This window comes from Aliibacillus thermotolerans (genome assembly GCF_027853235.1).
GTDB classification, from domain to species: Bacteria; Bacillota; Bacilli; order Bacillales; family Marinococcaceae; genus Aliibacillus; species Aliibacillus thermotolerans.
The window spans coordinates 40,054-62,824 of sequence record NZ_WKJG01000019.1; the positions used below are offsets into that span (position 1 = coordinate 40,054).

Annotated in this window: 23 protein-coding genes and 1 other RNA gene; 22 read left to right on the forward strand and 2 right to left on the reverse strand. The window is 41.0% G+C overall.

The features are described from left to right. Positions 1-16: 16 nt before the first annotated feature. The 10 genes from hisA to GJS40_RS01445 all read left to right on the forward strand — a co-directional run bounded on the left by hisA (position 17) and on the right by GJS40_RS01445 (position 7,583). Positions 17-754 carry a 1-(5-phosphoribosyl)-5-[(5-phosphoribosylamino)methylideneamino]imidazole-4-carboxamide isomerase gene (hisA, locus tag GJS40_RS01400; RefSeq protein ID WP_270895561.1) on the forward strand — a complete coding sequence of 246 codons (738 nt, stop codon included), beginning with the start codon at positions 17-19 and terminating at the stop codon, positions 752-754. After that, positions 751-1,509: an imidazole glycerol phosphate synthase subunit HisF gene (gene hisF, locus GJS40_RS01405; protein WP_270895563.1), complete on the forward strand. Its 759-nt coding sequence runs from the start codon at positions 751-753 to the stop codon at positions 1,507-1,509. Before hisA ends, hisF begins: the two co-directional genes overlap by 4 nt. Next, on the forward strand, positions 1,506-2,132 hold the full coding sequence (gene hisIE, locus GJS40_RS01410; RefSeq protein ID WP_270895564.1) for a bifunctional phosphoribosyl-AMP cyclohydrolase/phosphoribosyl-ATP diphosphatase HisIE: 627 nt from the start codon (positions 1,506-1,508) through the stop codon (positions 2,130-2,132). The genes hisF and hisIE overlap by 4 nt, the downstream gene beginning before the upstream one ends. A gap of 198 nt (positions 2,133-2,330) precedes the next feature. Beyond that, positions 2,331-3,302: a thioredoxin-disulfide reductase gene (gene trxB / locus GJS40_RS01415; protein ID WP_270895588.1), complete on the forward strand. Its 972-nt coding sequence runs from the start codon at positions 2,331-2,333 to the stop codon at positions 3,300-3,302. 282 nt (positions 3,303-3,584) lie between these two features. Then, on the forward strand, positions 3,585-4,055 hold the full coding sequence (locus tag GJS40_RS01420; protein WP_270895565.1) for an NUDIX hydrolase: 471 nt from the start codon (positions 3,585-3,587) through the stop codon (positions 4,053-4,055). A 28-nt stretch (positions 4,056-4,083) separates the two neighbouring features. Next, on the forward strand, positions 4,084-4,974 hold the full coding sequence (rapZ, locus tag GJS40_RS01425; RefSeq protein WP_270895566.1) for an RNase adapter RapZ: 891 nt from the start codon (positions 4,084-4,086) through the stop codon (positions 4,972-4,974). Beyond that, complete coding sequence (locus GJS40_RS01430) at positions 4,971-5,909, forward strand: gluconeogenesis factor YvcK family protein (RefSeq protein WP_270895567.1); 939 nt, start codon at positions 4,971-4,973, stop codon at positions 5,907-5,909. Before rapZ ends, GJS40_RS01430 begins: the two co-directional genes overlap by 4 nt. A gap of 51 nt (positions 5,910-5,960) precedes the next feature. Next, positions 5,961-6,917 carry a DNA-binding protein WhiA gene (gene whiA, locus GJS40_RS01435; RefSeq protein WP_270895568.1) on the forward strand — a complete coding sequence of 319 codons (957 nt, stop codon included), beginning with the start codon at positions 5,961-5,963 and terminating at the stop codon, positions 6,915-6,917. Between the two features lie 24 nt (positions 6,918-6,941). Then, entirely contained in the window at positions 6,942-7,196 is a 255-nt protein-coding gene (locus tag GJS40_RS01440) for an HPr family phosphocarrier protein (protein ID WP_270895569.1), read from the forward strand. A 183-nt stretch (positions 7,197-7,379) separates the two neighbouring features. After that, the gene (locus tag GJS40_RS01445; RefSeq protein ID WP_270895571.1) at positions 7,380-7,583 is read left to right on the forward strand and encodes a KGG domain-containing protein; all 204 of its coding nucleotides are present in this window, start codon (positions 7,380-7,382) and stop codon (positions 7,581-7,583) included. 236 nt (positions 7,584-7,819) lie between these two features. On the opposite strand, the gene clpP is transcribed toward GJS40_RS01445, so the two are convergent. Next, on the reverse strand, positions 7,820-8,398 hold the full coding sequence (gene clpP, locus GJS40_RS01450) for an ATP-dependent Clp endopeptidase proteolytic subunit ClpP (protein ID WP_270895573.1): 579 nt from the start codon (positions 8,396-8,398) through the stop codon (positions 7,820-7,822). A gap of 297 nt (positions 8,399-8,695) precedes the next feature. Between clpP and rpoN the strand changes: the two genes are divergently transcribed. The 11 genes from rpoN (at position 8,696) to smpB (ending at position 21,092) form a co-directional block, all read left to right on the forward strand. Then, entirely contained in the window at positions 8,696-10,048 is a 1,353-nt protein-coding gene (rpoN, locus tag GJS40_RS01455; RefSeq protein ID WP_270895574.1) for an RNA polymerase factor sigma-54, read from the forward strand. Between the two features lie 190 nt (positions 10,049-10,238). Then, the gene (gap, locus tag GJS40_RS01460) at positions 10,239-11,243 is read left to right on the forward strand and encodes a type I glyceraldehyde-3-phosphate dehydrogenase (protein ID WP_270895575.1); all 1,005 of its coding nucleotides are present in this window, start codon (positions 10,239-10,241) and stop codon (positions 11,241-11,243) included. Positions 11,244-11,395: 152 nt separating this feature from the next. Next, positions 11,396-12,580, forward strand: coding sequence for a phosphoglycerate kinase (locus GJS40_RS01465; protein ID WP_270895576.1), 1,185 nt, complete (start codon positions 11,396-11,398; stop codon positions 12,578-12,580). A gap of 18 nt (positions 12,581-12,598) precedes the next feature. Beyond that, positions 12,599-13,363 (forward strand): triose-phosphate isomerase, encoded by a 765-nt coding sequence (gene tpiA / locus GJS40_RS01470; protein ID WP_270895577.1) that lies wholly within the window; start codon positions 12,599-12,601, stop codon positions 13,361-13,363. Beyond that, positions 13,353-14,891, forward strand: coding sequence for a 2,3-bisphosphoglycerate-independent phosphoglycerate mutase (gpmI, locus tag GJS40_RS01475; RefSeq protein ID WP_270895578.1), 1,539 nt, complete (start codon positions 13,353-13,355; stop codon positions 14,889-14,891). The genes tpiA and gpmI overlap by 11 nt, the downstream gene beginning before the upstream one ends. Before the next feature lie 16 nt (positions 14,892-14,907). Next, positions 14,908-16,200, forward strand: a complete 1,293-nt coding sequence (eno, locus tag GJS40_RS01480) for a phosphopyruvate hydratase (protein WP_270895579.1) — start codon at positions 14,908-14,910, stop codon at positions 16,198-16,200. A 199-nt stretch (positions 16,201-16,399) separates the two neighbouring features. Beyond that, on the forward strand, positions 16,400-16,630 hold the full coding sequence (gene secG, locus GJS40_RS01485; protein WP_270895580.1) for a preprotein translocase subunit SecG: 231 nt from the start codon (positions 16,400-16,402) through the stop codon (positions 16,628-16,630). 87 nt (positions 16,631-16,717) lie between these two features. Further along, positions 16,718-17,458, forward strand: coding sequence for an alpha/beta hydrolase (locus GJS40_RS01490; protein WP_270895581.1), 741 nt, complete (start codon positions 16,718-16,720; stop codon positions 17,456-17,458). Positions 17,459-17,484: 26 nt separating this feature from the next. Continuing rightward, positions 17,485-18,234: an alpha/beta hydrolase gene (locus GJS40_RS01495; RefSeq protein ID WP_270895582.1), complete on the forward strand. Its 750-nt coding sequence runs from the start codon at positions 17,485-17,487 to the stop codon at positions 18,232-18,234. A 51-nt stretch (positions 18,235-18,285) separates the two neighbouring features. Beyond that, complete coding sequence (rnr, locus tag GJS40_RS01500; RefSeq protein ID WP_270895583.1) at positions 18,286-20,535, forward strand: ribonuclease R; 2,250 nt, start codon at positions 18,286-18,288, stop codon at positions 20,533-20,535. 86 nt (positions 20,536-20,621) lie between these two features. Continuing rightward, positions 20,622-21,092 carry an SsrA-binding protein SmpB gene (gene smpB / locus GJS40_RS01505; protein WP_270895584.1) on the forward strand — a complete coding sequence of 157 codons (471 nt, stop codon included), beginning with the start codon at positions 20,622-20,624 and terminating at the stop codon, positions 21,090-21,092. A gap of 8 nt (positions 21,093-21,100) precedes the next feature. Here the strand turns inward: smpB and yunB are convergent, their stop codons facing one another. Further along, positions 21,101-21,850, reverse strand: coding sequence for a sporulation protein YunB (gene yunB / locus GJS40_RS01510; protein WP_270895585.1), 750 nt, complete (start codon positions 21,848-21,850; stop codon positions 21,101-21,103). Positions 21,851-22,049: 199 nt separating this feature from the next. Between yunB and ssrA the strand changes: the two genes are divergently transcribed. Then, positions 22,050-22,412, forward strand: a transfer-messenger RNA (tmRNA) gene (gene ssrA, locus GJS40_RS01515). The last annotated feature ends 359 nt before the right edge of the window (positions 22,413-22,771 follow it).

The window sequence follows — 22,771 nt, forward strand, 5'->3', positions numbered from 1 at the left end:
GAAAGGAGTGCAAGGAATGAGCACATTTGATATTTATCCCGCAATTGATCTGCGTGATGGAAAATGCGTCCGCTTAATTCAGGGAGATTACAATAAAGAAACGGTGTATGGCGATTCTCCCATCGACATGGCGCGACAATTTGTCGATGCTGGAGCCCGTTGGATACATATGGTCGACTTAGACGGTGCGAAAGAGAAAAAACCTGTGAATGATTCCCATGTCATTCAAGTGGCACAACAATTAGATGTCAAAGTGCAAGTCGGAGGCGGCATCCGGACAAAAGAAACGGTACAATATTATTTAGAACAAGGGGTCGATCGGGTTATTTTAGGAAGCGTGGCAGTGCAAAATCCTGACTTCGCAAAAGAAATGTTAGCAACATACAAAGAGAAGATTGCGATTGGCCTCGACGCCCGTGACGGCTATGTGGCGGTGAATGGATGGTTAGAAACGTCGGAACAAACCGCCGTTGCCCTCGGAAAAGAAATGGCGAAGCACGGTGCGGAAACATTTATTTTTACGGACATTGCGACAGACGGTATGTTATCGGGACCGAATATTGACGCTACCGTTACCCTCGCTAAAGAAACGGGAACAGAAGTGATTGCTTCCGGTGGGGTAAGTAATATAGAAGACATTGAAAAGTTGTCTCAGCACCGGACAGACGGCATCATCGGAGCAATTGTCGGAAAAGCGATTTACACTGGTAAAGTAGACGTCAAAGAAGCAATCCAAAAGGTGGGACGTTCATGAGCATAAAGCGAATTATTCCTTGTTTAGACGTAAAAGATGGCCGAGTCGTAAAAGGAGTCCAATTCGTTGACTTAAAAGATGCCGGTGACCCGATAGAACTCGCCGCTTTTTATAACGAACAAGGAGCAGATGAACTTGTCTTTTTAGATATTTCCGCTTCCCACGAAGGAAGAAAAACGATGATTGATGTTGTGGAAAAAGCAGCGGAAGTGTTATCAATTCCTTTTACTGTCGGTGGAGGAATGAACAGCGTAGCAGATATCGAAGCGGTTCTTCAAGCTGGAGCGGATAAAGTGTCGTTAAGTACAGCTGCGGTAGAACGACCGGAATTGTTGCGAGAAGCAAATGAAAAATTTGGGAAAGAACGGATCGTGTCTGCCATCGATGCGAAGTATGAAAAAGAAGAAGAGCAATGGATTGTGTACACGCACGGCGGACGAAAAAGAAGAGATTGGGAAGCAGTCGCTTGGGCGAAAGAAGTAGAGAAACTCGGTGCCGGGGAAATTTTATTAACGAGTATGAATGAAGACGGAGCGAAAAACGGCTATGATCTAGAACTAACAAAAGCGGTAAGTGACAGCGTGTCGATTCCGGTCATTGCTTCCGGTGGTGCAGGAAAAAAAGAACATTTCCTCGAAGTGTTTGAAAAAACAAACGCCACTGCTGCTTTAGCTGCGTCCGTTTTTCATTACAAAGAAACGTCCGTGAAAGAAGTGAAAGCATACTTACGTGAAAAAGGAGTTCATGTCCAATGAAAATAGAAGAAATACAATTCGATGAAAAAGGATTGGTCCCAGCGATTGTGCAAGATGCAGTAAGTAAAGAAGTGCTAACGCTCGCTTATATGAACAAAGAATCCCTTGAGAAAACTCTCGAAACGAAAGAAACGTGGTTTTATAGTCGGTCGCGCCAACAACTTTGGCATAAAGGGGAAACTTCTGGAAACACCCAACGCGTGACAGAAATTCGCTACGATTGTGACCAGGATGCCCTCATTGTAAAAGTCATTCCAACTGGTCCTGCTTGTCATAAGGGGGATTACAGTTGTTTCTCCCACGTTCTTTTCGGAGAAGCAGGAAACCCAAAAGAAAATCGTTTTGCGATTATCAATCAACTGGAAAATACAATCGCCGAAAGAGAACAAGAAATGCCGGAAGGAGCATATACGACGTATTTATTCCGAGAAGGCGTTGATAAAATTTTGAAAAAAGTTGGGGAAGAAGCAAGCGAAGTGATCATCGCGGCAAAAAATCGCGATCCGGAAGAATTAAAGTGGGAAAGTGCAGATCTCCTATATCACTTACTCGTCCTCTTACGCGAGCAAAAACTTCCTCTGGATGAAGTAATGAATGTATTAGAAGAACGGCATGAAAAATAAAATTCTTGCAAATTTGCCATTTTGAAGAATGGAATAGACGGATGAAAGGAACGTTAGGAGTGCTTCCAGAAAATAATTGCAGGTAATACTATATAGGGTAAGCAGATTAATGGACTTCTTTATAAACATCCCCTATGATTGACTTGTGAGAAAAATAAATAGGTGATGTATCGGATTTGGTGATGAGGGGATATTATAATAGAAAGAGGAGTGAATCGCATGACTGAACAAAACGTTTATGATGTAATTATTGCAGGAGCAGGACCTGCTGGAATGACGGCGGCGGTATATGCGTCTCGTGCGGAACTAAAAACGTTAATGATAGAAAGAGGAATGCCAGGAGGCCAGATGGCAAATACAGAAGATGTGGAAAACTACCCAGGGTTCGATCATATTCTTGGACCAGATTTGTCCACAAAAATGTTCCAACACGCACAAAAATTTGGTGCGGAATATGCTTCTGGCAATGTCACAGAAATTGTAAATGGAGAAGAATTAAAAACGGTGAAAGTCGGTAACGATAAAGAGTATAAAGCAAGAGCGGTTATTATTACGACAGGTGCCGAGTACAAACATCTCGGGGTACCGGGAGAAGACAAATTAACCGGTCGAGGTGTTTCTTACTGTGCGGTGTGTGATGGTGCTTTCTTCCGCGATAAGGAGATTATCGTTGTAGGAGGAGGAGACTCCGCTGTTGAAGAAGCCGTATATTTAACACGCTTTGCTTCAAAAGTAACCATCATTCACCGTCGGGACGAATTACGTGCACAAAAAATCTTGCAACAACGCGCCTTTGATAATGACAAAATTGAATTTAAATGGAGTCATGTTGTCAAAGAATTTAACGAAAAAGATGGAAAACTCGGTAGTGTGACATTGCATGATTTAAAAAATGACGAAGAGTATGAATTTGAAACTTCCGGTGCATTCGTCTATATCGGCATGCTTCCTTTAAATGATGCGTTAAAAGGATTAGACATTTTAAATGATGAAGGATATGTCGTCACAAATGAACAAATGGAAACGAAAATTCCTGGTATTTTCGCAGCAGGAGATATTCGGGAAAAGGAACTGCGTCAAATTGTGACAGCGACGGGAGATGGCGCATTAGCTGCTGAATCAGCCCAAAAATATATTGAAGAACTTAAAAATAATAAAGTGAAAGCATAAAGCTTGTCCGGTGATTGAAATCTCCGCTTTTTGAATAATTAAACGTACTTTAACACTGATGTAATGAAAGCGAAACAAAGAAGGCGTACACTAAAAATAGTACTTGACCCCCTTTTTATATATTTCTTTTTCACAGGTGTTCTTTAAAACACCTGTGCTTTTTTTGATGAAAAAATAAGAACCGTTCAAAAATTCATGCAGCGTGAAAGTTTGTGACCTGTTGCTTAATTTTGAGAATACTTCGTAGTATACTATTGATATGGAATGGTGAGGTGATAAGTTGTGCGACGGGTGACAAACAGTGCGCTATTAGATAAAGCAAACAATCGCATCCTCCTTTTGCAAAAGCCTCGCAGAAATTGGTGGGTTGCACCAGGTGGAAAAATGGAAATAGGAGAGTCGGTTCGAGAATCGGCTATTCGCGAATACCGGGAAGAAACAGGGCTTACGCTAATTCAACCCCATCTTCGCGGCATTTTTACTTTTTTAATGATGGATGGGAATGATATTACATCCGAGTGGATGATGTTTACTTTTCAAGCAGAAAGATGGGAAGGTGATTTGCTGGAACAATCACCGGAAGGAAAGCTTCGTTGGCAGCCGATTCCACATGTATTTGATTTAGACATGGCAGAAGGGGATCGCCATATTTTTCATCACGTGCTGCATGAAGAAGGCCTCCTTTACGGAACCTTTCGATATACAGCGGACTTTCAGTTATTATCCAGTTCTTTTGAACGGGAAAACGATTGAACTTTGTGTAAAAGAAGGGGAGACAGAGATGACAGAACGGACAGAGGACATTCATGTTGTTATTATTACTGGAATGTCCGGGGCAGGCAAAACGGTAGCAATTCAAAGCTTTGAAGATTTAGGATACTATTGTATTGATAATCTTCCTCCTGCGATTATGCCGACTTTTATAGATCTCATTGAAAATTCAACCGGTAATTGGAACAAAGTGGCACTTGTGATTGATCTTCGTGGACGGGAATTTTTTGATGATTTACTCTCATCCGTCGATCAATTACAAGCAAAAGTGAATTTAAGTCTGCATATTTTATTTTTAGATGCAAAAGATCAAGTCCTCGTGCAAAGATATAAAGAAACCCGGCGTTCTCACCCTTTAGCTCAATCCGACGCCCCTTTGGAAGGGATTTTACAAGAAAGAAAAATGTTAGAAGATTTAAAAGGAAGAGCAAGACAAATTATTGACACAAGCGATTTAACCCCTAAACAGCTTCGGGAAAAAATTCTTCGTGATTTTTCGGAAGAGAGACAAGGAACATTTTCGCTTCATTTACTATCGTTTGGATTTAAGTACGGTGTACCGATTGATGCAGATATTGTGCTGGATGTGCGCTTTCTTCCTAACCCGCATTATATTGACCACCTTCAACCGAAAACCGGTTTAGAAGATGAAGTGTCTTCATATGTGTTAAAATGGAGTGAGACGAAAGAGTTTTTGCAGAAATTACTGGATCTGTTAACCTTTCTTCTTCCGCTTTATAAACGGGAAGGAAAAAGTCAATTAATTGTTGCAATCGGTTGCACAGGTGGAAAGCATCGCTCCGTTACATTAACGGAGTACATTGCAAACCATTTCGCTGATGATTACTTCGTCTATAAAAGTCATAGAGACATAGCGAAAGGAAAGAAAAAGGAAACGTGAAAAACATAAAAACAGTTGTTATTGGGGGAGGAACAGGTCTTTCCGTTTTATTAAAAGGCCTAAAAAAGTTCCCGATGGACATTACCGCGATTGTAACCGTGGCCGATGACGGAGGCAGCTCGGGAAGAATACGCAAAGAGTTGAACATTCCGCCTCCGGGAGACGTCCGGAATGTCCTCATTGCATTGGCGGAAGTGGAACCGATGTTTGAAAAGTTATTTCAACACCGGTTTGAAAATGGCACGGAATTACGAGGGCATTCGCTTGGAAACCTATTATTGGCAGGAATGACATCGATTACAGGAGATTTTGCCCGGGGGATTAGTGAATTAAGCACGGTCCTAAATGTTCGGGGAAAAGTACTGCCGGCGGCGAATCAAAGCGTTGAGTTACATGCGAAAATGAGCGATGGAACCGTGATTCATGGAGAGTCGAGCATTCCAAAAGCGGGTAAGAAAATTGAGCGGGTATTCCTTACCCCACCGACGATTGAAGCGTTGCCGGAAAGTTTAGAGGCCATTCGTGATGCGGACATCATCGTATTGGGGCCGGGTAGTCTTTATACGAGCGTCATTCCTAACCTGCTCGTGCCGGGAATTAGTGAAACGATTCGTACATCTCAAGGGAAAACAGCGTATATTTGTAATGCCATGACGCAAGCAGGAGAAACAGAAGGTTTTACAGCTTTTGACCACGTACAAGCAATTCATGATCACGCAGGAGAAATTATTGATACCGTGCTTGTCCATGACGGTCCGATTCCGGCCCATGTGAGAAAACGTTATGAAGAAGAACATGCTACTCCTGTCCTTTGTGATGATGAGAAATTACGAAAACTCGGTTGTGACGTTTTAAAAGGAACATTTGTAGATGCAAAAGAAAATGTACGTCATGACCCAGAAAAAGTAGCACAGTCGCTATTGTCTATATTATAAACAGCGGCCGCCTACAAGAAAATGACAATGTGGAAAGAGATGGTGATGCGTATGTCATCTTTTGCGGCCATGACAAAAAAGGAACTTACACAACTAGAAGTAAAAGATTGTTGCGCAAAAGCAGAGTTAGCGGCATTAATCCGAATGAATGGATCGATTTCGTTTCATAATAAACAAATACACCTTGACGTCTCAACGGAAAACGCAGCCATTGCCCGAAGGTTATATGTTCTGATGAAACGATTGTACAAAGAAGTGAAGATTGAGCTTCTTGTTCGGAAAAAAATGCGCTTGAAAAAAAATAATGTGTACATCGTACGGATCAAGAAATACGCTCAGCAGTTACTATATGACTTAAATATTATGGAAGAAGGTTACCGTTTCGTGCGAACCATCTCCGAAGAACTAACTGCAAAAACTTGTTGTAAAAGAGCTTATTTGCGTGGGGCTTTTTTGGCTGGGGGATCGATCAATCATCCCGAGACTTCTTCTTACCATTTGGAGATTTTTTCTCTTTATGAAACCCATAACCGTTCCTTACAAGAATTATTATTAAAATGTCATCTGCCTTCTAAAAGTATTGAAAGAAAAAAAGGATTTATTCTTTACATTAAAGAAAGTGAAAAAATCTCGGAATTTCTGAACCTCATCGGTGCTCATCAGGCACTTTTATACTTTGAAGATGTAAGGATTATGAAGGATATGAGAAACTCTGTAAACCGGTTAGTAAACTGTGAGACGGCCAATCTGAACAAAACCGTTGGGGCAGCGATGAGGCAAATAGAAAATATTCGCTTGGTAGATAAGGAAATTGGTTTGCAAAACTTATCCGACAAAATACGGGAAATCGCGGAGTTACGTCTCAAACATCAAGACGTAACGTTAAAAGAACTTGGGAAAATGGTACCGAGTGGTCCCGTGAGCAAATCAGGAGTCAATCATCGTCTTCGGAAAATTGATCAATTAGCTGAATCCATTCGAAATAAACAATTAGAAAAGAATAGATGATGAATCAAAGTGGAGGAGATAGGATTGCTTGAAAAACAAGTAGAGGTAAAATTAGAAACAGGATTACAAGCACGTCCGGCAGCACAGTTTGTCCAAGAAGCAAATCGCTTTCAGTCAGATATTTTTATTGAAAAAGAAGACAAAAAAATTAATGCAAAAAGCATCATGGGTATTATGAGTATTGCGGTTCGAAGAGGAGAAAAGATTCAACTTGTCGTCGATGGAGTAGATGAAGAAGAAGCGATGGAATCATTAACGAAGTTTATTGAAAGCGAATAACGAAGCAAAGGCTGTTCCGTGTTTGAAAGAACATAACATGGAACAGTCTTTTTATATGGGAAGATCGTTGGGATTTTGCTCCTGATTTCATATAAATAGAAAAATAACGTTTTAATATCCTTAAAAAAGTAAATGGAGAGTTATGTAACATCTCAAATTCATCACAAGAAAGGAGAACTTCAAGTGGCAACAAGAAAAGAACGTAAGAAAGGCAGAGAGACGACGGCCAAAAGACACGACAAGGAATTTTATCAAGAGATTGGACAAAAAGGTGGAGAAGTAACTGCTGAAAATCATGATCAACAGAAGAAATCGGAAAAAGGTGGCGATAAGACTTCTCGCGAGCACGGAAAAGAATTTTACCAGAAAATTGGTGGAGAATCTTAACGTCGAAACAGAAAGTAAATCTTTGCGGCAAATGGGAACATCAAATGGAAAAGTTTTCAGTCAAATACAAAATCTAGGCATCCATGAAAGCGACAATCCCACCCTCATAGGATCATCTGTTCATGGATGCCTTGATTCCTTTATATCAAACATCATGGTGAGAATCAACAATTTTGTGAAAAATTCTTACGAAAAAAGATGACCTCGATTCATCATTGAGGTCATCTTTTTCATCATTATTTGTATAACACTTCATCAATCAAACCGTATTTTTTCGCTTCTTCGGCAGACATGAAGTTGTCGCGGTCGGTGTCACGCTCAATTACTTCGATTGGTTGCCCCGTTCTTTCAGAGAGGATTTTATTTAGTTTTTCACGCATTTCAATGATGCGGCGAGCATGGATTTCAATGTCAGATGCTTGACCTTGGGTTCCCCCAAGTGGTTGGTGAATCATCACTTCACTGTTTGGAAGTGCGAAACGTTTTCCCGGCTCTCCGGCATTTAATAAAAATGCTCCCATCGATGCTGCCATTCCGATACAAATGGTGGATACTTGTGGTTTGATATGTTGAATTGTATCATAAATAGCCATACCTGCCGTAATCGAGCCACCTGGGCTGTTAATGTATAGGGAGATATCTTTTTCCGGATCATCCGCTGCCAAAAATAAAAGTTGGGCAACAATGGAGTTAGCTACGTTGTCATCAATGGCCGTTCCAAGCATAATAATTCGGTCTTTTAATAAGCGAGAATAAATGTCGTATGCCCGTTCTCCTCGATTTGTTTGTTCAATAACTGTTGGGATTAAATTCATGTCTATCTTCCTCCTCTTATTTCAGTGGATCTTTTCTGTTTCTGTTTTCATCATACTTCATAGGTCAGTAATGGTCAAAGAAAAAGCACTCCGTTCTATAGACAAACTTTCGTAATACCTGTTCGACAAGTATGAGATAATTCCTTCTTACATTGTAACCGAAATTATATTTTTTCAAACGAAAAATTTGGTAATGAGTAAGAATAAAAGAAGAAAAACTCCGTACTTTTAGATAAGTGCATTTTTGTGATATACTTCATATAAAGGGTAAGCGCTTACAAAATGAGGTGGATATAGATGAATTTAGAAATGAATATCGTGCAAAAACAGACGATGAATGTCGTCATGACGCAAGAGTTACGACAAGCAATTACGCTTTTACAATTTTCAACGCAAGAATTATCGGAATATTTGGAAGAAAAAGCATTAGAAAACCCACTAATAGAAATGGAAGAGAAGCAACCTGTGCAAAAAGAAGAATCTTTGTATCATATGCCGGTGATGTGGAGAGAAGAGCCTTCCGAAAATGATGGGGTTCACGATGATGAAGAAGAGTACTCCCCTTTTGATCGAATCATTGTGGAGCAAATAGGAGTTGCCGATTACTTAAACGAACAAATTGGTTATATGGATGTGGATGAAAAAGAACGAGCGTTGTTACAGTACTTGGCAAACAACGTGGAAGATACCGGCTATCTCGTAGGAACTTATGAGGAAGCGGCTACCTTATTTCCTATTTCAAAAGAAGAGTATGAAAACGCAATTGCAAAAATTCAACGTTTAGATCCTGCAGGAATTGGAGCACGTTCATTCCAAGAATGCCTTCTCATTCAATTGAAAAGATACTATCCAGAAAACCCGCTGGCGATGTTTGTCGTCGAGTATTACTTGGAAGAATTAGCAGAGCGGAAATGGAAGGAATTATCAAAAATTTTAGACGTCTCGTTAGAAGAAATTCAAGCGGTGTATGATCTTATTCAATCTTTGGACCCACGTCCCGGTGCTCGTTTCGGAAAAGAAGCACCCGGGCATCTCGTTCCGGATGTGTACGTGGAAAAAAACGGAGAAGAATTTATTGTGAGATTAAATGACGATAGTTTGCCGAAGATTCGTTTGAATAGACATTATCGTCATCTGTTAGAAAATCCGACGGACAGTGAAGCTACAGATTATGCAAAACGAAAATATGACCAGCTCGTGTGGCTCTTAAAAAGCATTGACCAGAGGCAACAAACCATTCGCCGTATTACCGAAACGATTGTAAAATATCAACGAGCATTTTTTGAAAAGGGTCCAATGGCAATCAAACCATTAACATTAAAAGAAGTAGCTGAAGAGGCAGAGGTGCATGAATCAACAGTCTCCCGTACAACGACGCAAAAATATGTGCAAACTCCTCATGGGTTATATGAATTGAAATACTTTTTTACAACCGGGGTAGGGGAGGGAAGACAGACGTCTACAACAACAATCAAACAATTATTGCAAGAAATGATTGACCAAGAAGATAAAAGAAAACCACTTTCCGATCAAAAAATAGCGGATAAGATGAATGAAGAACATGGAATCAAAGTGTCCCGACGTGCCATTGCAAAGTATCGAGGAGAGTTAAACATTCTTTCTTCTACGAAAAGAAAACGTTATTCATAAAACCGGTACCAGCCGGTTTTTATTTATATGTTTAGCAGTTTTTTTCAATAGGAAAATGATGTATAAGAGAAAAGCGCAGTGTCTTGACTCTCTCGGAGACCGCATCGTATCACTTTCATGTTTTCTCGCAGAATGATACAACGAAGAACATTCCATACTAAAAACAATGTCATAAAGGGAGGAATCAATGATGCCAATAAATGTAGGAATTAATGGTTTCGGAAGAATCGGACGGTCTTTTTTTCGAGCGATTCAAAACAATTCGGACATCCGAGTGAAATTAATTAATGATATTACCGATACAGAAATGCTTGGTCATCTCTTAAAATATGACTCCGTCCATGGTAAACTAGAAAAGGAAATTTCCGTCGAAGGAGATACTTTACGAATAGGTGAACACATCGTAACAGTCAGTAATGAAAGCGAACCAAAAAACATCAAGTGGAAAGAAGCTGACGTCGACTATGTCATTGAAGCAACCGGACTTTTTCGAACGAAAGAAAGCGCCTCTGCCCACATAAAAGCGGGTGCGAAAAAAGTCATTATTACTGCACCGGGAAAAGAAGTGGATGCGACATTTGTCGTTGGGGTGAATGAAGAAACATACAATCCAACTGAGCATCATGTCGTATCGAACGCTTCTTGCACGACCAACTGTGTCGCACCGGTGGCAAAAATATTGTATGAGCGATTTGGAATCAAACGTGGTATGATGACGACGGTGCATTCATATACGACGGATCAACAAATTTTGGACCTCCCTCATAAAGATTACCGACGAGCTCGTGCGGCGGCGATGAATATCATACCGACGACAACTGGGGCACTGACGGCAACGGGATTTGTTTTACCAGCGTTAAAAGGAAAGCTAACCGGTGGAGCGATTCGAGTGCCGACTCCAAATGTCTCTCTCATTGACTTCGTGGTAGAATTGGAAAAAAACGATACAACCGTCACGGAAATAAACGAGGCATTTAAAGAAGCCGCAAAAGGGGAGCTACGTGGTATACTTGCTTACAGTGATGAACCACTTGTTTCTGGTGATTATAACAGCAGCAGTTATTCTGCTATTGTTGATGGACTATCAACCCAAGTGTTGGATGGAAATTTAGTCAAAGTCATTGCCTGGTATGACAATGAGTTCGGTTATTCGAATCGCGTGGCAGATCTGGTAATGCATATGTCTCAACAATAACAAACATTGGGTTTTGTCCAGGGAGAAGAGCAAACTGCTTACTCCCTTTTTCTATGGGTGAAGGAGGTTCTTTGAGCAAACGATGAAAAAATACAGATACATCCCTTTGATGGTGGTAAGGGGCGTGTTTGTCATCATGAAGGAGGAGACCAATGAATAAACGTTCAATTCGTGATTTGGATGTAAAAGGAAAAACAGTATTTTGTCGCGTTGATTTTAACGTTCCGATGGAAAATGGGAAAGTGTCCGATATGACGAGAATCCATGCGACCATCCCAACGATTCAATATTTAATGGATCAAGGAGCAAAAGTAATTTTAGCGAGTCACTTAGGAAGACCAAAAGGAAAAGTCGTACCGGAACTGAGTTTGTCACCGATGATTCCTATTTTGAATGAATTGTTACATAAAGAAGTGAACATGATGAAGGAAGTCTATGGGGAAGATACGAAACGAGCGGTAGCAGAAATGAAAGAAGGAGACGTCGTTCTGTTAGAAAATGTTCGCTTTCACCCTGGAGAAGAGGCAAATGATGAGGAACTGTCGAAAAATATTGCCGCCCTTGCTGATTATTATGTCAATGATGCTTTCGGTTGTGCTCACAGGGCTCACGCTTCCACCGAAGGAATTGCTCGTCAACTGCCGTCTGCTACTGGATTTTTAATGGAGAAGGAACTTGCAATTCTCGGTCGCGCTATGACAAATCCGGAAAGACCTTTTACGGCCATTATTGGTGGTGCAAAAGTAAAAGATAAAATAGAAGTGATTGATAATCTGTTGGATAAAGTGGATAATCTTATTATCGGTGGAGGACTCGCCTACACGTTTATCAAAGCAAAAGGGTATGAAATTGGCAGTTCCCTTTTGGAAGAAGATAAAATTGACCTTGCAAACTCCTTTATGAAAAAAGCAGAGGAGAAGGGGGTTAAATTTTACACACCAATTGATGCGGTCGTGGCAGATTCTTTTTCAAAAGATGCAAAAGCAAAAGTCGTTACTATTGATCAAATGCCAAAAGGGTGGCAAGGGCTTGATATTGGACCAGAAACAGTCGCATTGTACAAAGAAGTTATTCAATCGTCCCAATTAGTCATTTGGAATGGGCCAATGGGTGTGTTTGAATTCCCGGCTTTTGCGGAAGGAACAAAAGGTGTCAGTGAAGCTCTCGCGGAAGCAGAAAATACGTATTCCATCATCGGTGGGGGAGACTCTGCGCATGCGGTGGAAATGTTTGGATTATCGGATAAAATGGATCATATTTCCACAGGTGGCGGTGCATCCTTGGAGTATATTGAAGGAAAAGTGTTACCAGGAATTGCGGCAATCGATGACAAATAGTATTAGAGGTGAAAGACGATGAGAACACCGATTGTGGCTGGTAATTGGAAAATGCATAAAACATGGGAGGAAGCAGTTCAGTTTACGAACGAAGTAAAAGAAGGTGTCCCTACCGTAGATGAAGTGGAAACCGTCGTCTGTGCTCCTGCTTTGTTTTTAAAGGAAATGGTTGATTTGACAACAGACAGCTCTCTTGCCATTGGAGCACAAACGATGCACGAAGAAGAACAAGGTGCTTTTACGGGAGAAATCAGCCCTGTTGCCTTGCAAAATATAGGAGTTCGTTACGTCATTATCGGTCATTCAGAGCGAAGAGAGATGTTTAATGAAACCGATAAAAGTGTCAATAAAAAAGTGCACGCTGCATTCAAACATGGACTCATTCCCATTATATGTTGTGGGGAAACTCTTTCTGAATATGAGAATCAGGAGACAAAAGAAGTCGTCACTTTTCAAGTGGATGCGGCTTTACACGGTATCAAAAGAGAGGAAGTGAAAAACGTCGTCATCGCCTATGAACCGATTTGGGCAATTGGCACAGGAAAGTCTTCCAGAGCAAAAGAAGCAAATGAAACGTGCCGGACGATTCGCACAGCTCTCGCTCAACAATTTGGGGATGACGTCGCTAAACAAGTGCGTCTTTTGTATGGGGGGAGTGTCAAACCTGACAATATGAAAAGCTTTATGGAACAGGACCAAATTGACGGTGCCCTAGTCGGTGGCGCGAGTTTAGAAGCAGATTCTTTTTTACAATTAGTAGAGGTGGCGAAACATGGAAAATAGACCCGTGGCGTTAATCATATTAGACGGATTCGCCTTAAGAGAGGAAACGTACGGAAATGCTGTGAAACAAGCGAATACGCCAAACTTTGATCGTTATTGGGAGAATTACCCGCATACAACCCTTACCGCTTGTGGAGAAGCAGTTGGCTTGCCGGATGGTCAAATGGGAAACTCTGAAGTAGGGCATTTAAATATTGGAGCAGGCAGAATCGTTTATCAAAGTTTAACGCGAATTAATAAAGGAATTGAAGATGGCACTTTTCAAAAAAAGAAAGCCATTGTGGATGCTTGTGCCCACGTGAAAAGGTCGCAAAGTAGCCTTCACTTATTTGGGTTATTGTCGGACGGAGGTGTACATAGTCATATTGATCATTTGTTCGCACTGCTCCAAGTGGCAAAAGAACAAGGAATCAAAGAAGTATACGTGCATGGTTTTTTAGACGGAAGAGACGTAGGACCGAAGACGGCACTCACGTATGTACGTGACTTACAAGAAAAGTTCGCACAAATTGGAGTCGGTCAAATCGCTTCATTACACGGGCGTTACTACGCCATGGATCGAGACAGACGGTGGGAACGAGTGGAAAAATCTTATCGCACTCTTGTTTATGGAGAAGGACGTACTTTTTCTTCTCCAGAAGCGGCCGTAGAAGCTTCTTATAAGGATGGAATTACCGACGAGTTTTTTGAACCGACAGTAATAGTAGGTGATCATTCGGAACCGATAGCGACCGTGAAAGATCACGATGCGATTATCTTTTTTAATTTCCGACCGGACCGAGCCATTCAATTATCTGAAGTGTTCACAAACCCTACTTTTCACGATTTTTCTTTAGGAGAGAAAGCACCGGAAAATATTCATTATGTAACGATGACACCATATAGCGATACGGTCCAAGCGAGCATTGTGTACCCGCCGGAAACGCTAGTGAACACGATGGGAGAAGCGGTGGAAAAGGCGGGTCTTTCTCAACTTCGGATTGCGGAAACGGAAAAGTATCCTCACGTGACTTATTTTTTCAGTGGAGGAGAGCATAAAGAATTTAACAAAGAAAAGCGGATTCTTATCGATTCGCCAAAAGTTCCGACGTATGACTTAAAGCCGGAAATGAGCGCGTATGAAGTGACGGAAGCATTGCTTACAGAAATGGAAAATGATATGCCGGACTTTATCGTATTGAACTTTGCCAACCCAGACATGGTCGGTCATTCAGGAGATTTAAAAGCGACGATTCAAGCGGTCGAAGTCGTGGATGAGTGTCTCGGTAAAATCATTGATCAAATCGAAAAGCATCATGGTGTCGCTATTATTACCGCCGATCATGGAAATGCGGATGAAGTCGTGACGTTGGAAGGAAAACCGATGACTGCTCATACGACAAACCCAGTTCCTGTGATTGTAACAAAACAAGGATTAACATTACGGAAAGGCGGTATTTTAGCGGATCTTTCTCCAACGGCTTGTGAATTACTCGGTGTGGAGCAACCAAAAGAAATGACAGGAAAATCATTAATTCAAAATAAATAAAAAAGGAGCAATGAAGATGAGCTATATTGTTGATGTGTATGGAAGAGAAGTGCTGGATTCACGCGGCAATCCGACCGTGGAAGTAGAAGTATTTACAGAAACGGGAGCATTTGGACGGGCGTTAGTACCGAGCGGAGCGTCCACAGGAGAATATGAAGCAGTGGAATTACGTGACGGTGGCGATCGTTTGATGGGAAAAGGAGTGTTAAAAGCGGTTCAGAACGTCAATGAAACGATTGCTCCGGAAGTCATTGGTATGGACGTCACGGACCAAGCAGGAATTGATCGATTGCTTATTGAGTTAGATGGGACTCCGAATAAAGAAAACTTAGGCGCGAATGCAATTTTAGGCGTGTCGATGGCAGTGGCTCACGCGGCGGCAGACGAGCTCGGTATTCCACTGTATCAATATTTGGGCGGATTTAATGCGAAAACATTACCGGTACCGATGATGAACATTCTCAACGGAGGAGAACACGCGGACAACAATGTCGATATTCAAGAATTTATGATCATGCCCGTTGGAGCAAAAGATTTTCAAGAAGCAATGAAAATTGGCACCGAAATTTTTCACCACTTGAAAAAAGTACTGCAAGAAAAAGGGTATAACACAGCAGTTGGAGACGAAGGTGGATTTGCTCCGGACTTGAAGTCTAATGAAGAAGCATTGCAAACGATTGTAGAAGCGATTGAAAAAGCTGGATACAAACCGGGTGAAGAAGTGCAACTGGCGATGGACGCTGCTTCCTCCGAAGTATATGAAGACGGAAAGTATCACTTAAAAGGGGAAGGGCTTGTGAAAACTTCTGAGGAAATGATTGCTTTCTATGAAGAGCTTGTCGATAAATATCCGATTGTATCCATTGAAGACGGATTGGACGAAAATGATTGGGACGGTTGGAAAAAATTAACGGAAGCAATCGGCGATCGGGTTCAACTCGTAGGTGATGATCTATTTGTCACAAATACCGAAAAGTTAGCAGAAGGTATTGAAAAGGGAATTGGCAACTCTATCTTAATTAAAGTGAACCAAATTGGTACATTGACAGAAACATTCGATGCGATTGAATTGGCGAAGCGAGCAGGATACACCGCCGTCATTTCTCACCGCTCTGGGGAAACGGAAGACGCGACCATTGCGGATATTGCCGTTGCTGTAAACGCAGGACAAATTAAAACAGGAGCACCATCCCGCACGGATCGTGTCGCAAAATATAACCAATTACTACGTATTGATGATGAACTCGGAAACACAAGCCAATATCCTGGAAAAAAAGCATTTTATAACCTTGCAAAATCATTTCAATAACGGTATCGGATATGAATTTGAACGATGAAATGGTCAATATGACGCTCACCTCTTATTAGCAAAACGTTCCAAGTAAATGGATTCGGGATATTGATTGTTGAGAAAAAATTGTCACATATTGGTTTTGGGGACGGTTGTGTTCGTTTAGTGTTTATGTTAAATTTGAAGAAAAGCAACCGAACCAGTCGGAGGTGTGGTTTTGGAGACGTTACTTTATGTGCTACTAATCATTGTTTCGATTGCGCTCATTGCCGTTGTACTACTTCAATCCGGACGTAGTGCAGGTCTTTCCGGGGCGATTTCCGGAGGGGCCGAACAATTGATGGGAAAACAAAAAGCGCGTGGAATTGAAGCATTTTTGACGCGGGCAACAGTAGTTCTTGCCATCTTATTTTTTGTGTTGACCGTGTTGCTTGCATATTTTTTATAAAGAAATGGAAGAAGCAGCGGAATCGGCTGCTTCTTTCCTGTTTTAAGAGAAAAATAGAGGAAGAGACGAGAAAGCGCGGGATGAATCATGGTAAAACATAAAGAAACAATTGGTTGTTTATGTCTTCATGGATTTACCGGCTCTCCTTGGGAATTAGAGCCGCTCGCAGAACGTTTAAAACAGAAGTATCATTGGCTCGTATATACTCCTGTGTTACCGGGGCATGAAGCAATTGAACAGTTAAAAGAAGCGTCTTATAAAAATTGGATTTTAAAAGCTGACATTGCGCTCCAAGAATTGCTTAACCGCTGTGAAAAAGTATTTGTCATTGGTTTTTCCATGGGTGGACTGCTCGCCACGTATTTAGCAGCTCGTTATCAGGTTGAAAAATTAGTGTTACTTGGAGCGGCTGCCGAGTATTTCAATGCAGGACAACTGATGAAAGATGTTGTTCATCTAGTTGAATATGGAATCAAAGGGCAAATGAAAGAACATCCGTATTATCGTTTTCTCCATGATAAAATAAAAACCCCTGTTCGTGCACTCACTCAATTTCAAAAGCTTGTAAAAACAATTACTCCGTTTATCTCTACTGTTCAAATTCCGGTTTTTATCGGTCAAGGAGTGGAAGATGGGATTGTTCCGAAGAAAAGTGCTATTTTTATTTATGAAGAAATGAATCAAACGATACGACAACTACACCTGTATCAAGAATCGAAACATTTTTTGTTATACGATAAAAATAGAGAACAAGTAATGAATGACGTCGAAACATTTCTAATGACGGACATAGAAAAATCAACGATGGTGTTAAAAAGCATTGAATAAGACAAGAGAGAAAGGGGAACATCAAAATGAGAATAGTACCACCGAAACCGTTTACGTTTGAAGGAGGAAAAAGGGCGGTATTATTATTACATGCCTTTACAGGTTCTTCGGCAGACGTTCGTATGCTCGGACGATTTTTACAAAAGAGAGGGTATACGTGTCACGCTCCAATTTATAAAGGGCATGCCGTGCCTCCCGAAGAATTAATGGAAACATCTCCGTTTGATTGGTGGCAAGATGTGGAAAATGCTTGGCAAAAACTACAAAATGATGGATATAAAGAAATTGCGGTCATTGGACTGTCTCTTGGGGGATTGCTCACGTTAAAGACTGCTTCGACCTATGACGTTAAAGGATTAGTACCGATGTGTGCTCCAATGACGACGAAAAGGAACGTCGACCGTTTGTATCAAGGAGTTTTGCAATACGCAAAAGAATACAAACAATTAGAGAACAAATCAAAAGAACAAGTAGAAAAAGAAATGAACGATTTTAAAAAGTTACCAATCGATACGCTTGAATCGATTAGTGAGCTCATTGAAGAAGTGCGGGATTCGCTAGATTTGATCGATGCTCCCGCACTGATCGTACAAGCAAAGCTCGATGAAATGGTAGAGTTAAAAAGCGCCGAGATTATTTATGAAGGTATCGCTTCCGATGAAAAAGAATTAAAATGGTATGAAAACTCTCACCACGTCATTACCATGGGCGAAGAAAGAGATCAATTACATGAAGACATTTATCAGTTTTTAGAACAATTGGATTGGGAACAATAAATTGTTGATACAGTTCATTATAAACAACAGGGGAAAGGAGATGAAAGAAGGATGGATGAAATACAGAGAGAACAGTTGCTTCATTATATGAAAGAAGATGCTACAAAACCGATGTCGGTGAAAGAAATTCAAGAAGCATTTGATTGGCACTCTTCGGAAGAAACAAAGCAAATGATGATTTTATTAAATGAGTTAGAAGACGCAGGAGAGATTGTACGAACCCGTAGCAATCGTTACGGAATTCCGGAAAAGATGAATCTTGTCAAAGGGATTGTACAAACCCATCAGCGGGGCTTTGCGTTTATTTTACCGGAAAATAAAGAAGAGGATGATATATTTGTCCCGGGCGTTGAGCTAAATGGAGCCATGCATCGCGATACCGTCCTTGTTCGCGTACAAAGAAAATCCTCCGGTTCTAAACCGGAAGGAACGATTGTCCGGATACTAGAGCGAGGAACGGAAAAAGTGGTCGGTACCTACGTGAAATACCGTTCTTACGGGATGGTGGAAGTAGATGACAAGCATATTCCTAACGACATTTTAATTCCGGAAGACGCAGAAAACGGGGCGGTGGATGGCCATAAAGTTGTTGTTGAAATTACGAAATATCCGGAAGGGCGTTTGAGTGCAGAAGGAAAAGTAGTGAACATTTTAGGGCATAAAAATGACCCGGGTGTCGACATTCTTTCCATTATCCATACCCATGGGCTTCCTGGTGAATTTCCGGAAGAAGTGATCAATGATGCGCAGCAAGTTCCCGATGAGATCACAGAAGAAGAGATCAGGGGAAGAAGAGATTTACGAGATGAGACTATCGTGACGATAGACGGAGCGGATGCAAAAGATTTAGACGACGCTGTGCAAGTAAAACAGTTAGAAAATGGAAATTTTGAATTAGGAGTACACATTGCGGATGTAAGCTATTATGTTACGGAAGGATCCTCCATTGACAAAGAAGCGTATGAACGGGGGACAAGCGTCTACTTAACCGACCGTGTCATTCCAATGATTCCCCATCGTTTGTCGAATGGGATTTGTAGTTTGAATCCGAATGTCGACCGGCTCACTATATCTTGTGTCATGGAGATTAATCAAAAAGGAGAAGTGATCTCCCATGATATTTTTGAAAGCGTCATCCGCTCAAAGGAAAGGATGACATACGATGAAGTGCGTCTGATTTTAGTTGAGAAAGATGAAGAAACACGGGAAAAATACAAATCTCTCGTGCCGATGTTTGAAAAAATGGAAGAATTAGCGCTTCTTTTAAGAGAGAAACGCTTTCGGCGCGGTGCAATTGATTTTGATTTCAAAGAAGCGAAAGTAGAAGTGGACGAAGATGGGAAACCGACGGATGTGGTGGTACTTGAACGCTCGATTGCCGAACGGATCATTGAAGAATTTATGCTTTGTGCCAATGAGACGATCGCGGAGCATTTTCACTGGTTGAAACTGCCGTTTGTTTATCGCATTCACGAAGACCCTGATTCGGAAAAATTGGAAAGCTTTTTAGAATTCATAACTTCCTTTGGATATGTCGTAAAAGGAAAAGCCAATATGATTCACCCTCGTTCACTCCAACAAGTATTAGAAGAAGTGAAAGGGGAACCAGAGGAGACAGTCATCAATACGGTGTTACTACGGTCGATGCAACAAGCAAAGTATGATCCGACCAATGTTGGTCATTTCGGTCTTGCATCGGAATTTTATACGCACTTCACCTCTCCGATACGTCGCTATCCGGACTTGATTGTTCACCGTCTCATTCGGGAGAACATGAAAGGATATATCGATTCGAAACGGCAATCTGAATGGAAAGAGAAACTGCCGGAAATTACGAAGCACGCTTCTGAAATGGAACGCCGTGCCGTTGATGCCGAAAGAGATGTAGATGAGTTGAAAAAAACGCAATATATGGAAGATAAAGTTGGGGAGACATTTACAGGGATTGTTAGTGGTGTAGCAAATTTCGGTATGTTTGTCCAGTTAGAAAATACAATAGAAGGCCTTGTCCACGTGAGTTATTTAACCGATGACTACTATCATTTTGATGAAAAAGCGTATGCATTAATTGGAGAGCGAACAGGGAAAATGTACCGCATTGGGGATGAAGTAGAAGTGGAAGTGATGAATGTGGACATAGAAGAGCCAGCGATTGACTTTATTTTAGTTGATGCAAAGCCGCGAAAAAAACGCAAGAAAAAAGACCGTCCGACAGTAATCGAAACAAAAAAAGGACGGCAAAAAGGAAAGAAAAAAGACCACACTCCTTTTTATGTCAATATCCCGAAAAAGAAGAAATAGCTATGTTGACGCCACTTCTTTCTATTGCTACGATGAAAAGATATAAGGAAACGGATTTTCTTAAAGAATAGAGAGGGTCGAGAACAGTGGCAAAAACGGAAGGAAGAGTACTAGCACAAAATAAAAAAGCACGTCATGATTATTTTATTGAAGAGACCATTGAAGCAGGTATGGTATTAAAAGGAACAGAAATCAAATCTGTTCGTGCGGGGCGGATAAACTTAAAAGATAGCTTTGCGAGAATTGAAAATGGAGAAGTGTTCTTACACAATGCTCATATCGCCCCATACGAACAAGGGAATCAATTTAACCATGATCCCCTTCGTACGCGGAAATTGCTTTTGAATAAACATGAAATAAATAAATGGATAGGCAAGACCCAACAAGCGGGTTACTCGCTTATTCCGCTGAAAGTATACTTGAAAAACGGTGTGGCAAAAGTGCTTCTCGGACTTGCAAAGGGGAAGAAAAAATACGACAAGCGGGAAGCAATCAAACAGAAAGATATTAAAAGAGAAATGGATCGCGCTATTCGCCGAAGCATGAAAGGGGAATAGCTTCTCCTTTATTCTTTCTTTTCCTCTTCTAGTAAAAACGCAGGCGAGCCACCTTCCCCTTCACTGTAAAACTGAGGCACTTCTCCCGGGATGAACATCATTCCGACAGGAACTGTCGTAGTCACGACATTTTGATCTGTTGCAAAAGGAATAATCACTCTTACGTCCACTTTCAAATTAAGAGATACACGCACCCAAGTATTGTTAATCCCTTTTTCTACTACTTCTTCGTTCAAGTCCACATCCACATCTCCAATTGCTGTTAATTCAATCGGGATAAGTGGACCTAATTGTGCCAATAACGCATTGTTCGTAACCCTTCCTAATGGAATGCTATAGAGGGCCCCTTCTTCTCCGGCAGTAGAGTGAGCGATGATGTGAGAGCTTGCTTCAGGCACCTCTCCTCGTTCCATTCTCATTAAGTAATGTTGAGCTTCCGTCACGGCATTTGTAACCACCGCATTATAGACATCACTATGAAAACCGATGGATGAAATATCACCGTTTTCATCTTTTTCAATCTCAATTAATTCTCTCATATCCACATCTTCAATCGTGCGTGCTACTGCATGATTAATCGTCGAAGTAGCAATTTTTTGTGTTTCTAAATTAGCAATTTCAAGTAAGGTAGGAGCAATTTGTTTATGGACAAGCCAAAGTCCTTGAATCGTTAATAAAATAAAAATTAATACGGAAATCAGTAAACTCGTGCGAAATGACCACGGGCGATGGCTTTTTCGATATCTCCGTTTTCTCATGACGTATCCTCTCCATACACTCATTGTATGAGAGAAGAGGGAGAATCATGCGACATCCGAAATGTAAATTTCGTCTTGAACATCTATTTGCCAAGATAGTTATGGATAGAACCTTGACATTTTTGTGAGCACAAGGACATAGAGGGACGATATTTGCGTTTTTCATTCTTTATGTTATAATATATATCCAATCTTCTATGGGGACGACTTGGCTTCGACAGGGATAGATCGAGCTTAAGCTGCGAGCCGAGCTAGGCAGTCTCGAAAAAGGCCTACGCCAATAATAACTGGCAAATCTGAAGAAAACCTCGCTTTAGCTGCGTAAGCAGTTATGAGCGGATCCTCTTCTCCATCGCCCATGTGGAGATAGAGGGTCTCACTCATTAGTGGGCTACGCTGTCCGGCCGCAGTCTGAGGTCGGCAGAAGAGACGAATCAGACTAGCCTTGTTCAAGCCCGTCACTAGGCTGAGACAATGGCGAAAGATAATATAGTGACTACGCTCGTAGACGCTTAAGTGGCGATATCTCTGGACGTGGGTTCGATTCCCACCGTCTCCACCAATACATAGCTAGAGAATTCGAGTGAACTGTTGTGACAGGAACCATAAAATTTCCGTTTGGAAACTTTATGGTTCCTTTTATTTTAGGAAATTTTATGGTTCAATTTTAATAAATCTTTCCTTTTTGGATCGTTTTTTTCATTTTAGTCACTAAATAATGTATAAAACTTTGTTAATAAATTGTAGTAATTATGCCGCACTCTAATTTTAGTAATCCTCTTTTTAATTTTTAAACTCAGCTTTCGCAGTCCAAAATCTTGTTTAAATGCTTGATGTAAATGGTTTTGGGAAGTACAAAATTATCATTTGACATTTTTTAAAACATAAAGAAAGACACCTATTCTTTTGGTAAAATATTGG

What these genes read in the sequence shown, in the direction of transcription:
- gpmI (WP_270895578.1), top strand. Translation starts at nt 13,353, where the DNA reads ATGGAAAATAGACCCGTGGCGTTAATCATATTAGACGGATTCGCCTTA.
- GJS40_RS01465 (WP_270895576.1), top strand. Translation starts at nt 11,396, where the DNA reads ATGAATAAACGTTCAATTCGTGATTTGGATGTAAAAGGAAAAACAGTA.
- GJS40_RS01490 (WP_270895581.1), top strand. Translation starts at nt 16,718, where the DNA reads ATGGTAAAACATAAAGAAACAATTGGTTGTTTATGTCTTCATGGATTT.
- rapZ (WP_270895566.1), top strand. Translation starts at nt 4,084, where the DNA reads ATGACAGAACGGACAGAGGACATTCATGTTGTTATTATTACTGGAATG.
- hisIE (WP_270895564.1), top strand. Translation starts at nt 1,506, where the DNA reads ATGAAAATAGAAGAAATACAATTCGATGAAAAAGGATTGGTCCCAGCG.
- GJS40_RS01495 (WP_270895582.1), top strand. Translation starts at nt 17,485, where the DNA reads ATGAGAATAGTACCACCGAAACCGTTTACGTTTGAAGGAGGAAAAAGG.
- rpoN (WP_270895574.1), top strand. Translation starts at nt 8,696, where the DNA reads ATGAATTTAGAAATGAATATCGTGCAAAAACAGACGATGAATGTCGTC.
- tpiA (WP_270895577.1), top strand. Translation starts at nt 12,599, where the DNA reads ATGAGAACACCGATTGTGGCTGGTAATTGGAAAATGCATAAAACATGG.
- clpP (WP_270895573.1), bottom strand. Translation starts at nt 8,398, where the DNA reads ATGAATTTAATCCCAACAGTTATTGAACAAACAAATCGAGGAGAACGG.
- rnr (WP_270895583.1), top strand. Translation starts at nt 18,286, where the DNA reads ATGGATGAAATACAGAGAGAACAGTTGCTTCATTATATGAAAGAAGAT.
- hisF (WP_270895563.1), top strand. Translation starts at nt 751, where the DNA reads ATGAGCATAAAGCGAATTATTCCTTGTTTAGACGTAAAAGATGGCCGA.
- eno (WP_270895579.1), top strand. Translation starts at nt 14,908, where the DNA reads ATGAGCTATATTGTTGATGTGTATGGAAGAGAAGTGCTGGATTCACGC.
- yunB (WP_270895585.1), bottom strand. Translation starts at nt 21,850, where the DNA reads ATGAGAAAACGGAGATATCGAAAAAGCCATCGCCCGTGGTCATTTCGC.
- gap (WP_270895575.1), top strand. Translation starts at nt 10,239, where the DNA reads ATGCCAATAAATGTAGGAATTAATGGTTTCGGAAGAATCGGACGGTCT.
- hisA (WP_270895561.1), top strand. Translation starts at nt 17, where the DNA reads ATGAGCACATTTGATATTTATCCCGCAATTGATCTGCGTGATGGAAAA.
- whiA (WP_270895568.1), top strand. Translation starts at nt 5,961, where the DNA reads ATGTCATCTTTTGCGGCCATGACAAAAAAGGAACTTACACAACTAGAA.